At 64.9% G+C, this 11,886-nt stretch carries 12 protein-coding genes; 3 read left to right on the top strand and 9 right to left on the bottom strand.

Annotated elements, in window-relative coordinates:
* Positions 1-392 precede the first annotated feature (392 nt).
* Positions 393-734, bottom strand: a complete 342-nt coding sequence (locus ACL9RJ_RS16965; protein WP_177118739.1) for a carboxymuconolactone decarboxylase family protein — start codon at positions 732-734, stop codon at positions 393-395.
* A gap of 114 nt (positions 735-848) precedes the next feature.
* Here ACL9RJ_RS16965 and ACL9RJ_RS16960 point away from each other — a divergent pair, with 114 nt between their 5' ends.
* Complete coding sequence (locus ACL9RJ_RS16960) at positions 849-1,757, top strand: AraC family transcriptional regulator (RefSeq protein WP_422765483.1); 909 nt, start codon at positions 849-851, stop codon at positions 1,755-1,757.
* Between the two features lie 227 nt (positions 1,758-1,984).
* On the opposite strand, the gene ACL9RJ_RS16955 is transcribed toward ACL9RJ_RS16960, so the two are convergent.
* Positions 1,985-4,351 (bottom strand): penicillin acylase family protein, encoded by a 2,367-nt coding sequence (locus ACL9RJ_RS16955; RefSeq protein WP_017127066.1) that lies wholly within the window; start codon positions 4,349-4,351, stop codon positions 1,985-1,987.
* Positions 4,352-4,470: 119 nt separating this feature from the next.
* On the bottom strand, positions 4,471-5,049 hold the full coding sequence (locus ACL9RJ_RS16950; RefSeq protein WP_370591025.1) for a DUF6436 domain-containing protein: 579 nt from the start codon (positions 5,047-5,049) through the stop codon (positions 4,471-4,473).
* A gap of 111 nt (positions 5,050-5,160) precedes the next feature.
* On the opposite strand from ACL9RJ_RS16950, the gene ACL9RJ_RS16945 reads away from it, so the two are divergent.
* Together ACL9RJ_RS16945 and ACL9RJ_RS16940 are read left to right on the top strand one after the other, a co-directional pair.
* Positions 5,161-6,099, top strand: coding sequence for an alpha/beta hydrolase (locus ACL9RJ_RS16945; RefSeq protein ID WP_017127064.1), 939 nt, complete (start codon positions 5,161-5,163; stop codon positions 6,097-6,099).
* Between the two features lie 26 nt (positions 6,100-6,125).
* Positions 6,126-6,554 carry an acyl-CoA thioesterase gene (locus ACL9RJ_RS16940; protein WP_017127063.1) on the top strand — a complete coding sequence of 143 codons (429 nt, stop codon included), beginning with the start codon at positions 6,126-6,128 and terminating at the stop codon, positions 6,552-6,554.
* Here ACL9RJ_RS16940 and ACL9RJ_RS16935 read toward each other — a convergent pair.
* The 6 genes from ACL9RJ_RS16935 to ACL9RJ_RS16910 all read right to left on the bottom strand — a co-directional run bounded on the left by ACL9RJ_RS16935 (position 6,539) and on the right by ACL9RJ_RS16910 (position 11,885).
* A complete protein-coding gene (locus tag ACL9RJ_RS16935; protein WP_042935672.1) occupies positions 6,539-7,195 on the bottom strand; it encodes a response regulator transcription factor in 657 nt (218 codons plus the stop codon). The genes ACL9RJ_RS16940 and ACL9RJ_RS16935 overlap by 16 nt on opposite strands.
* Positions 7,196-7,355: 160 nt before the next feature.
* On the bottom strand, positions 7,356-8,411 hold the full coding sequence (locus tag ACL9RJ_RS16930) for a protein-glutamate methylesterase/protein-glutamine glutaminase (RefSeq protein WP_017127061.1): 1,056 nt from the start codon (positions 8,409-8,411) through the stop codon (positions 7,356-7,358).
* A complete protein-coding gene (locus ACL9RJ_RS16925) occupies positions 8,408-8,899 on the bottom strand; it encodes a chemotaxis protein CheD (protein ID WP_017127060.1) in 492 nt (163 codons plus the stop codon). The genes ACL9RJ_RS16930 and ACL9RJ_RS16925 overlap by 4 nt, the downstream gene beginning before the upstream one ends.
* On the bottom strand, positions 8,896-9,708 hold the full coding sequence (locus ACL9RJ_RS16920; RefSeq protein WP_017127059.1) for a CheR family methyltransferase: 813 nt from the start codon (positions 9,706-9,708) through the stop codon (positions 8,896-8,898). The genes ACL9RJ_RS16925 and ACL9RJ_RS16920 overlap by 4 nt, the downstream gene beginning before the upstream one ends.
* Before the next feature lies 1 nt (position 9,709).
* On the bottom strand, positions 9,710-10,237 hold the full coding sequence (locus ACL9RJ_RS16915; protein WP_177118741.1) for a chemotaxis protein CheW: 528 nt from the start codon (positions 10,235-10,237) through the stop codon (positions 9,710-9,712).
* Positions 10,238-10,247: 10 nt separating this feature from the next.
* Complete coding sequence (locus ACL9RJ_RS16910) at positions 10,248-11,885, bottom strand: methyl-accepting chemotaxis protein (protein WP_177083646.1); 1,638 nt, start codon at positions 11,883-11,885, stop codon at positions 10,248-10,250.
* Position 11,886: the final 1 nt, after the last annotated feature.

Below are 11,886 nucleotides of genomic sequence, written 5' to 3'. Positions count from 1 at the left end.
GTTTTGCGGGTTGGGTTGGGGTTTGGGGGTGGTGGTGGGGTCCTTTGTGGGGAAAACCCCCCCCCCAAAGTTTTCGAACCTTTGGGGGGGGGTCTTCCCCACGAAGAGGCCATGGCCATCCGCGCAAGGCTCCGCTCGTGCTCAATTGCCAGAGCAGCCGCAGCCAGGGCGTGAAGGAAAACGGCAGGGTGTTTCTTTGAACTTCAGTGGTTAACAAGTCGGGTTTGTCCTGAAGTTTCGCAAGTTGCTGTTCCTGTTCGCTGTGCTCAACTTTCCACGTATTCGTTTCAGCTGTTCCTGGCGAAATAATCGAATAAATAAAAAAGGGCCCGGGACAACAAAGTGTCCGGGCCCGAAAGGGGAGAGAGAAGCATAACCGCGTTGACGATCACTCAGGATTTCAGGCTGTCGTAAGCCTCCAGGGCATGCAGCGAGTAGATATAGGCGGCCCCGGCATTCAGCGAAATGGCGGTGGCCAGGGCGGCGGCGACTTCCTCACGGGTCGCGCCGGCCTTGATGGCGGCGTCGGTATGGGCACCGATACAGCCGTCGCAACGGGTGGAAATCGCCACGGCGATGGAAATCAGTTCACGGGTCTTGGCGTCCAGCACATTGTTTTCCGCCGCCGCCTCGCCCAACTTCATATAGGCCTGGACCATCTTCGGATTGGACTTGCTCAATACACCGAATGCATTCTTGATGGTAGGCAGTAGTTCGGACCAGTTGAGAAACATGATGGTAACTCCTGAATAAGTAAGGGTAGACTGCTCAAGCAACGAGCCTAGTGTTCCCTATCTGGTGTAGACACTTTTGTCCGATTCACTCAACCCTTTGTCCGATATGCGCAAATGAACTCGATCGACAAGCTCATCGTGCTGGCCGGGGTCCGTGGCCGCCTGGACCTGCGCTGCCAGTTGCAGGGCGACTGGGCGCTGGATCATGAGCAGGAAAGCGTCGGTATCGCGCCGTATCACATCGTCCTGGACGGTGATTGCCAGGTCGAATTGCCAGGCGGTCGGGCGGTGCGGTTGCAGACCGGGGATATCCTTGTGCTGCCGGGCGGCGGTACGCATCTGTTGCGCAGCCCCGGGCAGCGGGTGGCGCCGGCCACGCCACGGATCAGCCAGGGTGGCCTGTTGCCGGTGCATCGGTTCGGCGGCGGGCGCGTCGAACTGGACCTGTTGTGCGGGCGTTTCCATTACCAGCGCGAGTCGATGCTGTTCGCGGCCCTGCCGGAATACCTGGTGGTGTCCAGCCGCGACCTGCCGGCCAGCGGGCAACTGGCGGCGCTGGTGGGGTTGTTGCGGGTGGAGGCCGACGGTGACCAGGCCGGGGCGCGGTTCCTGGTGGATGCCTTGTCGTCGGCGTTGTTCACGCTGATCCTGCGGGTCTACCTGCAACAGCAGGCGCAGGCCAGCGGCACCCTCGCACTGCTGGCGGACAAGCGCCTGAGCCGGGCCTGGCAGGGCATGCTCGAAGACCCGGCCCACGAGTGGACCATCGACGGCCTGGCTGCGCTGGCGAACATGTCGCGGGCGAGCTTCATGCGCGCGTTCGTGAAGGTCACGGGGGAGTCGCCGTGGGTGTTGCTGACGCGGGTGCGGATGGAACTGGCTTATGGTCTGTTGAGCAATTCACACCTGGGCCTGAGCGATATCGCCGCCCAGGTCGGCTATCAGTCGCAGGCGGCCTTCAGCAAGAAATTCAAGGAGATCTATGGCGAGGCGCCAGGGCGTCTTCGTCAGGCGGGTGGCTAGAGTTGTGGGAGCCGGCTTGCTGGCGATTCAGGCGACGCGGTGTTTCAGACACGCCGCGTTATCGTTCATCGCCAGCAAGCCGGCTCCTACAGAAAAACCTGCGTTGTGATGATCGTTCCCACGCTCTGCGTGGGAATGCCTCTATGGACGCTCGGCGTCCGCTTTGTGACGCGCAGCGTCACGGGCTGCATTCCCACGCGGAGCGTGGGAATGATCGGGGGAGATGGTCACTTGGCCGGCATCAGCTTGAGCACGCTGCGGGTGTTGGCCGAGACTTCGACCTCGTTCATATGCACCTGCTCGTACCCGCCTTCGATATAGGTTTCGGCCTGGTCGCTGTAGTGCTTGTCGAACAGCACGCCGCTCTGTCCCACCGGGTTGATGGTCAGGCCGTGGTCCGGGTCGGCGAAGTCGATCAGCCGCCGGGTCGACGGGCCATAGGTCACCGGCCAGGGCGCCGGGCCGATCTTCGCCGAGAGGTTGTTCGGCACTTCGTGGGTGCCCGGCGCATCGAAGGGCCCGACATTGAACAGCCGGTCCAGCGGCTTCTGCCGTCCCAGCGGATGGCCGTGGGTCAGGGTATGGGCCTTGCCCCACACCCAGGCACCCGGATCGTCGCCGTAGGTGGCCTTGAGATGGGCCAGCGTTGCCTGCCAGGCGCGTTTCACCGTGTCGGCGCGGTTGCCGTTCCACCAGGGTGAATGTTCATCGGCGGCCAGGCGCGGCAACGCGGCGTCCACCACCCGGGTGCTGAGCAGGGTGTTGAAGTAGTCGTCGCCGAGCTTGTCATGCATCGCCGCGCGGGCCAGTTCGTAGAGGAACTGGTTGAACAGCGTGGCGCTGGTGGAACTCATCGGATAATCGCCCTTCCACATCGCCAACTGCTCCACCAGCTTCAGCTCGGCCGGGTCCTTCGCCGCTTCGCGCAGGGCCGGCAGCAGCGGCCGGAGCAGTCGTGGCCCGTAGTCGGTGGTGGTGCCCAGTTGCAGTTTCTGGCTGTTCTCCAGGCTCCAGCGCACGCTGGTATCGGCCAGTTGCCGGTTCAGTTGCTGGCCGCGATCGGCGAGGTTGTAGTAGCCGGGAATGACCATGCCGGTGGGCGAGGCCGGCTGGGCGTTGGCCGAGACGATATAGCCCCGTGCCGGGTTCTCTTCCTGGGGATTGGCGCTGAAGGGGTAGAAGCCGTCCTTGTCCGCGTCGCCGGTGCTGCCGTCGAGAATGAACGCCGGGTTGACCCCCTCCGGACGCTTGGGCAGCAACGCCGCGGCCCACCAGCCGATATCCCCCTTGGCATTGGCCCACATCAGGTTGAGGCCGGGCGCCTGGATCTTGCCGGCGGCCTCGCGCACCTTGTCCAGGGTGTCGGCGCGGTTGAGTTCGTAGAAGCCCTGGAGAATCGGGTTCGGGGTTTCGAGAAAGGCCCACCACATGGCAATCGGCCTGGCCCCGGCATTGGCGCCGATCACATCGTTGACGATCGGCCCGTGGGGCGACTGGAGCAGGGTGAAGGTCACCGGCGGCTGGCCCTTGACCGCGATCTGCTGTTCGCTGCGGGTCATCTCGACCCACTGGCCGTGGTACCAGACCTGGTTGGGGTTCTCGGGGTTGGTCTTCTCGGCGATCAGGTCCAGGTCGTCGTTCTGGAACATGGTCAGGCTCCAGCCGAATGCCGTGTTGTTGCCGAGAAAGGCGAACGGCACCAGGGCCTGGTGATAACCGTACAACTCGAAATCCGGTGCCGACAACTGCGCCTCGTACCACACCGCCGGGGTCGAGAAGGCTATATGCGGGTCGCCCGCCAGCAGCGGCTTGCCGCTTTTGGTCCGGCTGCCGGACACCGCCCAGGCGTTGCTGCCCTCGAACTGCGGCACGCCGGCATCGCGCAGGGCTTCGTCGCTGAGCCGGGCCAGGGCGCCGAGACCCTTCCAGTCGCTATCGGCCAGTGGTGTCGGCGAGCCGAGCATGCCCTGGGGGCGCCACTCCAGGTCGAACACCTTCAGGTAGTCGGCGCCGAGCTTGTCCCGCACATAGGTCAGCAGCGGCTCGGTGCGGAAGGCGGCGGCGAAGCTGTAGGCCATGTAGCCGGCGATGCTGATGGTGTCTTCGGCGGTAAAGGGCCTGCGCTCGATGCCCAGCACGTCGAACTCCACCGGCCTGGCGTGAGTGGCCTGGTACTGGTTGATGCCGTCCAGATAGGCCTGCAGGGCCTTCCAGGCGGGGGATTGCTTGTCCAGCTCGGCGACGTAACGGTCGGCGCGGTCACGAATGCGCAGGCTGCGGAACAGCTTGTCGGTTTCCAGGGTCTTGGGCCCGAGGATCTCGGACAGTTCGCCACGGGCCAGGCGCCGGACGATTTCCATCTGGAACAGGCGGTCCTGGGCATGCACGTAACCCAGGGCGCGATACAGGTCGGTGTCGTTCTCGGCACGGATATGCGGCACGCCACGCTCGTCGTAGCGCACGGTGACCGGTCCTTGCAGGTTGTCCAGCGTGACCTGGCCCTGGCGCGTCGGCAGTTTGCCCTGGACGTACCAGGTCCCCGCGCCGGCCAGGGCGACGATCAGGACGGCGAGAACGGTCATGCTGCGTTTCATGCGGGGTTCCTTGTTCGTGTCAGGGCTACCGGTGCCGAGCCGCTAAGGTTTAGCACAGGCGGGCAGGTGGATACATCGCACAAACTAGTCTTTACCTCAAAAAGTCCGGTTCGCCTTGTTCATTTGCCAACCCCGTCCCACGGGCAGTAACAGCCCACCGCCATGTTGTGGGTGGCATTGACCGCGCGCACTTCGCTCAGGGCCTGCAGGATCGGCTCGATAAAGCTGTTGCTGGAGTTGCAGGTGGCGCCCTGGCTGTAGGGACCGAAGTAGGCGAGCCGGCCGTCGCGGTCCCAGATCGCCACCGCCGGGCTGACCGTCAGGTGCTCGGCGCCGGGGAGGCTCGGCAGCGGGCGGATGGCGCCCAGGGTCGCGGGGAGTTGGCCGTGGGTGCCGGGTTTCTGCACCGAGTAGAAGTCCACGCCCAGCGGCGCGAAATGCGCGATCAGTTCGCCCAGGTGCTGCTGGTTGCCGACATTGCACGGACAGGCCGGGTCCCAGAAATGCACCAGGCGGATCCGGCCGGGGCCGGCCAGGTCTGCCGGCAGGCTGAGGCGATCACCGGCGAACAACGCGGTCTGGTCGCTGAAGGCACGGATATAGCGGCCCTGGAACCAGTCGTAGGCCAGCCACAGGCCCGCCGCGCAAACCACGGCGAGCAGGCCGGCGAGTAATGTCTTGTGACGAGTCTGGGGCATGGCGATTCGGTCCTCGAAGGTCGGGTAGCTTGCCATGCCCGCCCTGACAGAAGAATATCGCAGATCAGTAAAACGCCTCGACGTTGCCGCACCCTTGCCTGGAAGCCCCTTATGCCTGCCACCTTCGACCCCGATTCCCTGCGCGCCAGCCTGCGACCCCTGGCCGCCGCGCAGCCCTTGTCGGCATCGGCGCAGGCCTACCAGCGCTTCTATGGCCTGGACCTGGACCACCGCACCTCGCCCTTCAGCAGCCGCCTCGGTGGTTTCCGCAGCGGCGGCTTCGACCTGGTCAGCCAGCTCTGGCTGCCGCGGGACCCCGTGGCGACGCTGTTCCTGTTCCACGGTTTCTACGATCACATGGGGCTGTACCGCAATGTGATCGACTGGGCGCTGGACCGCGGCTTCGCGGTGATCGCCTGTGACCTGCCGGGCCATGGCCTGTCCAGTGGCGAGCGGGCCAGTATCGATGACTTCGCCGAGTATCAACGGGCGCTGGAGGGGTTGTTCGACGAGGCCCGGTCCCTTGACCTGCCGCAGCCCTGGCACCTGTTCGGCCAGAGCACGGGGGGCGCCATCGTCGTCGACCACCTGCTCCGGCACGGCCTCGACAGCCCGGCCCAGGGCAAGGTGGTGCTGCTTTCGCCGCTGGTGCGGCCACGGGCCTGGGGCTGGTCGAAGCTCAGTTACTACCTGCTCAAGCCGTTCGTCAAAGGCATTGCCCGGCGTTTCAGCGAGAACACCCATGACCCGGCGTTCATGCCCTTCCTGCAGGCCGATCCGCTGCAACCGCAGCGCCTGCCGACCGCCTGGGTCGGCGCCCTGGCGCGCTGGATCCCGGGTATCGAAGGCGCGGCGAAAAGTCCGCGGCGGCCGTTGATCGTCCAGGGTGATGGCGACATGACCGTCGACTGGCAGCACAACCTGACGGTGCTGCGCAGCAAGTTCGACCAGCCCGAAGTGTTGATGCTGGCCGAGGCCCGGCATCACCTGGCGAACGAACTCCCGGAGTACCGCGAGCGCTATTTCAGCTTTCTCGGCGCCCATTTCTGACTGCTCGTTTCCGAGCCGAGGCCCCCATGACCGACCGCCTGCCACACCGTGCCGACTACCGGCATTTCCAGCCGATCATCACCCGCTGGCACGACAACGATGTCTACGGCCATGTGAACAACGTCACCTACTACAGCTTTTTCGACACGGCGGTGAACACCTACCTGATCGAGCAGGGCGGGCTGGATATCCACGATGGCGAAGTCGTCGGCTTCGTGGTCAGTTCCGCCTGCGATTACTTCGCTTCGGTGGCCTTCCCCGAACGCATCGAGATCGGCCTGCGGGTCGGCAAGCTCGGCAACAGCTCGGTGCAATACGAACTGGCGGTGTTCAAGGCCGGCGAAGACGAGGCCTGCGCCGCGGGGCGCTTCGTCCATGTGTTCGTCGATCGCGCGAGCAACCAGCCGGTGTCGATCCCCGGCGGCCTGCGCGACGCCCTTCAGTCGTTGATCTGAATGATCCCTTCGCGCACGGCGAACAGCACCAGGCCGGCGATGTCGTGAATCCGCAGGCGGTGCATGATCTGCGAGCGATGGGCTTCCACGGTCTTGACGCTGAGGCCGAGGCCGACGGCAATGGAGCGGGTCGACTCGCCGCGGGCGATCAGCCGGAGGATTTCCAGCTGGCGGGCGGTCAGCGCGACCTGGCTGGCCTTGATCGGCTGCTCATGGCTCTGGCGCACCGCCTGGTTGACCACCAGTGGCACCACCGCCGAGGACAGGTACTGGCCACCGTGGCGCAGGGCCTTGAGGGCCAGCTCCAGTTCCAGCACCGTCGCGGTCTTCAGCAGGTAGCCATGGGCGCCCAGTTGCAGGCACTTCATCACGAAGTGCGTGTCGGTGTGCATCGACAGCATCAGCACCTTGCTGCGCGGCGCCCGCAGTGACAGTTCCTTGAGCGCCGCGACGCTGTTCATACGCTCCATCGACATATCCAGCAGGACGATGTCCGGCTTGAGACTGGAGGCCAGTTCGATCGCTGCCTGGCCATCGCCCGCTTCACCGACGATTTCGTATTCTTGTTGTTTTTCCAGCAATGCCCGCATACCCGCGCGAAACAGCGGGTAATCGTCGGCAAGCAGTATTCGACAAAGCATAAGCTCTAGCCCATGGCGCAAAGGGAAGGGCGCAGCCGCCGCGTGGACGTGCTGCGGTTTTTTGTGTCTGGATTCCAACCCAGGGTCTACACAGATTCAGGCACGGGCCCGCCCGCATGCCGGGCAGGAGCGGGCTCGCCACACGCTTATCGGGTTCAGGTCAACCGTGGCGGCCACTGTCGCCAAAGTGCTGGATCAGTTTCGGCAGCTTCGCCAGGGGCTCGACCGACTGCGCGGCGCCCAGGCGGATAGCCTCCTTGGGCATGCCGAACACCACGCAACTGGCCTCGTCCTGGGCAACGGTACTGGCGCCGTTTTCACGCATGGCGAGCAGCCCGCGGGCACCGTCGTCACCCATTCCGGTCATGATAATCCCCAATGTATTGGCTCCGGCCTGTCGAGCCACTGAACGGAACAACACGTCCACCGACGGCTTGTGCCGGTTGACCGGAGGGCCGTCGAGTACCTCTACCTGATAGTGCGCACCACTGCGTTTGAGCTGCATGTGCAAGCCTCCGGGAGCCAGCAATGCCAGGCCGCTGTGGACGCGATCCAGGTGTCTGGCCTCGCGAACTTCGATCTGGCAGAGCTTGTCCAGGCGCCGGGCAAAATCGGCGGTGAACTTCTCCGGCATGTGTTGAACGATGACAATCCCCGGGCAGTCACGCGGCAACTGCCGAAGGATGAATTCCAGCGCCTGGGTACCGCCCGTGGAACAGCCCAGGGCAACCACCCGGTCCGTGGTCCTGAGCACACCGGCAACGGCTGGCGTCGTGGGACCGGATTCTGCGGCAGGGGGACTGTGGCGAAGGGCCATCGGCCGCGCCCGGGCGCTTTCCTCGACCTTGCGGATCAGTTCGGCGGAGAGCTGTTCCAGGCTCTGCCTGAGGCCCAGGCGGGCCTTGGTGAACACCCCGACGGCCCCGGCGGCGAGCGCCTCGACGCTGACCGCCGAGCCCTGTTCGGTAAGGGTCGAGCAGATCAGCGTGGGCGTCGGGCGCTCGGCCATGATCTGGCGCAGGAAGGTCAGGCCATCCATGCGCGGCATCTCGATATCGAGGATCAGCACGTCCGGCCAGTCCCGCCGCAGCTTGTCGATGGCATACAGCGGGTCGGCCGCCTGGCCGATCACCTTGATGTTCGGATGGCTTTCCAGGCATTGGGTCAGCACCTGGCGGACCAGGGCCGAGTCGTCGACGATAAACACCCGGATCATCGCGCTCGTTTCCCCAGCAGCAGCGGTTGCACGCTGTTGCGCTGGCAGTCGATCACGCCGCTGCTGCCGTCGATATGCAGCCGGCGGTAGTGCTGGCCGTTGAGGTCGCAGTGGTCCACCGCCCAGTTGCGCAGGCTGAACTGTTCGCGGGCAAAGGCGCTGTTGCTGTGGCCGATCTTGCGGGTCGGCGTGCCTTCGAAACGCACCAGGCTGCCACCGCCGAAAATGCCTTTGCGGTACTCGTTGGGATGGGTGCCGTGGCGGCGCATATCGGCCTGGATCCGCTGGAACACGCCTTCGCCGTAGCGGGTGTCGAGGCCGTTGCGTGCGCTCGGGTCGTTCGGCAGCAGGTAGTGCGAGACCGCCAGCAGGCGCCAGCGCGGGTGCCAGAGAATGATCGACACGCAACTGCCGAGCAGGGTGGTGACCGTGCCTTCGTGCTGGCCGAAGAAGTAGTCGCCGGGGCGCAGGAATAACGGCGGATTCATAGGCGTTCGTAGACCGACGGATTGAGCAGTCGCACCGGCAGATCGAAGCCGTGGATGCTTTCCGCGTGACCGATGAAGAGCAGGCCGCCGGGGCGCAACTGGCTGACCAGGCGCTGGACGATGCGTTGCTTTTCTTCGTTGTTGAAATAGATCAGCACATTGCGCAGGAAGATCACGTCGAACAGGCCGAGTCCGTCGGGCAGCGGCTGGACGATATTGATCTCGCGCAGGCTGACCCGCTCGCGCAGGGCCGCCTGGACCCGGAAGCGCCCGCTCATGTCGCCGACGCCGCTCAGGCAATGGCGCTGCAGCCAGCCCTGGGGGAAATACTTGGCCTGGGCCATGTCGTAGATCCCTTCGGCGGCCTTTTCCAGCATGCTCAGGCTGAGGTCGCTGGCGAGGATCGACCAGTCGCCGCCGCGCAGGTGTTCCTGGATCACCATGGCCATGCTGTAGGGCTCTTCGCCGGAAGAGCAGGCGGCGCTCCAGAATTTCAGCGGGCCTTTCTGGCGAGCCAGCCAGGTGCCGAGAAAGTCGAAGTGCGGGTGTTCGCGAAAGAAGTAGGTTTCGTTGGTGGTCAACAGGTCCACCACCAGCCGTCGCTCCTTGAGGTACGCCGGCTGGTCGAGCATCTGCAGGTACTCGGCGTAGTTGTCGAGCTGGTAATGACGCAGGCGTTTCATCAGCCGTCCGGCCACCAGCGGGCGCTTGTTCGGCGCCAGGACGATGCCCGAGGCTTCGGCCATCAGCGCCTGCAGGCGGCGGAATTCACTGTCGCCCAGGGTCGGCAGCTTGAGGTAGCTCGACATCTCAGCTTCCCTGGGTCGCGGCGAGGCTGAGCTGGCGGATGTCGTCGAGGGACAACACCTGCGGGATGTTCAGGATGATGGTGAAGCCCTGTTCGTCGCGGGCCATGCCGGCGATGAAATCGGTGCGGATCCCGGCGCCGAACGTCGGCGCGGCGACCACCTGCTGCGGGTCGATATCGAGCACCGCATCCACCGCGTCGACCACCAGGCCGATGCGCTGGCTGAAGTCATCCAGTTCCAGTTCGATGATCACGATGCAGGTGCGCTTGCCGGCGGTGGTCAGTTCGAAACCGAAGCGCGCGGCCAGGTCCAGCACCGGCACCACGTTGCCGCGCAGATTGATCACGCCATGGATGAACGCCGGCATCATCGGCACGGCGGTCACGTCGCCGTACTCGATGATCTCGCGCACCAGGTCGATGGGCACCGCATAGGCCGCCTGCCGCACGCGGAACGACAGGTGCTGGATGCTCAGCGCCACGGGCGCGTCGGGCAGGGCCTGGAGCTGGCGGCTGAGGTTCGCAGTCATGATCCGGCCCTCAATTGAAGCTCACGAATTGGCCTTCATCGACCGTCGCGCGGCTCTTGAAACCGTCACGCGGGCCGTTGAAGGCATAGCTGTCCTGGCTGCGCGGTTGCGGCCGGTGGGTCGCTCCCGACTCTTCTTCGAAGCGGAAGAAACCGATCAGCTCCTGCAACTGCCCGGCCTGGGCGTTCATCTCCTCGGCGGTGGCGGCCAGTTCCTCGGAGGCCGAGGCGTTCTGCTGGGTGATCTGGTTCATCTGGCCCATGGCGATATTGATCTGCCCGGCGGCGCCGCTCTGCTCCTGGGACGCGGCGGTGATTTCCTGGACCAGGTCGGAGGTCTTCTGGATGTTCGGCACGATTTCGTTGAGCAGGCGTCCGGCCTGTTCGGCCAGTTGCACGCTGCTGGAGGCGACCTGGCCGATTTCCTGGGCGGCGACCTGGCTGCGTTCGGCGAGCTTGCGCACTTCGGCGGCGACCACCGCGAAGCCCTTGCCGTGGTCGCCGGCACGGGCGGCCTCGATGGCGGCGTTGAGGGCCAGCAGGTTGGTCTGGTAGGCGATGTCGTCGATGATGCTGATCTTGTCGGCGATCTGTTTCATCGCCAGTACCGTGTCGCCCACCGCGCCGCCGCCCTGCACGGCGTCATTGGCGGCCTTGCCGGCGATGCCGTCGGTGATCTTCGCGCTTTCGGTGTTCTGGGCGATGGAGGCCGACATCTGCTCCACCGAGGCGCTGGTCTGCTCGACGCTGGCGGCCTGTTCGTTGGCGGCCTGGCTCAGGGACTGGGAGGTCGAGCTGACCTGTTCCGAGGCCGAGGACAACGAGTCGGCGGCGCTGCGCACATCGCCGAGAATGCTGCGCAGGCGCACGGTCATGTTCTGCATGGCGGCCAGCAACTGGCCGGTTTCATCCTTGCTGATCACCGGCAGGTCCTGGCTCAGGTCGCCGGCGGCCATGCGGTTGGCGGCTTCCACGGCGCCGTTGAGCGGACGGGTGATGCTGCGCGTGACCAGCACGCCGATCAGCATGCCCATCAGGGTCGCGGCGATCACCAGGGCGATCATCTGGGTCTGCGAACTGGTGGCGATATCATTGATCTGCTGGTTGGCTTCGGCGGCCCGGTCCTGCTTGCCACGGGTGACCTGGCCGATCAGCTTGTCGACCACGTCGCCGCTGGTCACGGCCTTGGGCAGCAGATCGGTGACGTCACTGGTTTCCTGCAATTGGTTGGATTGCTGGTGGGTGCTCAGCACCTGGTGGATCAGATTCTCGTAGTCCTTGAGTGGCGCGTCGATCTGGTCGATCTGGGCCTGGCCTTCCTTGGTGATAAAGGCCTTGCGCGCGTCGGCGATCAACTTGCGGGTCTGTTCCAGGGCCGCCCGCGCCTGGTTGGCGGCCTGTTCGCGACCGGCCTGGCTGGTGGCGAGCAGGCTGTGGCGCATCGAGCGCCCGGCGACGATCAGCTGGATATTGGCTTCCTGCATCAGGCTCATGCCGGTGACATCGAGGTCGTACATGCGGTCCGACAGGTCGTTGACCTGGGACAGGTTGCGGATGCCGATCACGCCGATGATGGCGGTCAGCACCACCACCAGCAGGAAGCCCGCGGTCAGCCGGATGCCTATCTTCATGTTCCTGATGAATTGCATG

The organism is Pseudomonas sp. Mn2068 (assembly GCF_049319725.1).
GTDB classification, from domain to species: domain Bacteria; phylum Pseudomonadota; class Gammaproteobacteria; order Pseudomonadales; family Pseudomonadaceae; genus Aquipseudomonas; species Aquipseudomonas gingeri.
The sequence above is the reverse complement of the archived record's forward strand: the minus strand, read 5'-3'. Positions and strand labels throughout refer to the sequence as shown.

What these genes read in the sequence shown, in the direction of transcription:
- ACL9RJ_RS16965 (WP_177118739.1), bottom strand. Translation starts at nt 734, where the DNA reads ATGTTTCTCAACTGGTCCGAACTACTGCCTACCATCAAGAATGCATTC.
- ACL9RJ_RS16960 (WP_422765483.1), top strand. Translation starts at nt 849, where the DNA reads ATGAACTCGATCGACAAGCTCATCGTGCTGGCCGGGGTCCGTGGCCGC.
- ACL9RJ_RS16955 (WP_017127066.1), bottom strand. Translation starts at nt 4,351, where the DNA reads ATGAAACGCAGCATGACCGTTCTCGCCGTCCTGATCGTCGCCCTGGCC.
- ACL9RJ_RS16950 (WP_370591025.1), bottom strand. Translation starts at nt 5,049, where the DNA reads ATGCCCCAGACTCGTCACAAGACATTACTCGCCGGCCTGCTCGCCGTG.
- ACL9RJ_RS16945 (WP_017127064.1), top strand. Translation starts at nt 5,161, where the DNA reads ATGCCTGCCACCTTCGACCCCGATTCCCTGCGCGCCAGCCTGCGACCC.
- ACL9RJ_RS16940 (WP_017127063.1), top strand. Translation starts at nt 6,126, where the DNA reads ATGACCGACCGCCTGCCACACCGTGCCGACTACCGGCATTTCCAGCCG.
- ACL9RJ_RS16935 (WP_042935672.1), bottom strand. Translation starts at nt 7,195, where the DNA reads ATGCTTTGTCGAATACTGCTTGCCGACGATTACCCGCTGTTTCGCGCG.
- ACL9RJ_RS16930 (WP_017127061.1), bottom strand. Translation starts at nt 8,411, where the DNA reads ATGATCCGGGTGTTTATCGTCGACGACTCGGCCCTGGTCCGCCAGGTG.
- ACL9RJ_RS16925 (WP_017127060.1), bottom strand. Translation starts at nt 8,899, where the DNA reads ATGAATCCGCCGTTATTCCTGCGCCCCGGCGACTACTTCTTCGGCCAG.
- ACL9RJ_RS16920 (WP_017127059.1), bottom strand. Translation starts at nt 9,708, where the DNA reads ATGTCGAGCTACCTCAAGCTGCCGACCCTGGGCGACAGTGAATTCCGC.
- ACL9RJ_RS16915 (WP_177118741.1), bottom strand. Translation starts at nt 10,237, where the DNA reads ATGACTGCGAACCTCAGCCGCCAGCTCCAGGCCCTGCCCGACGCGCCC.
- ACL9RJ_RS16910 (WP_177083646.1), bottom strand. Translation starts at nt 11,885, where the DNA reads ATGCAATTCATCAGGAACATGAAGATAGGCATCCGGCTGACCGCGGGC.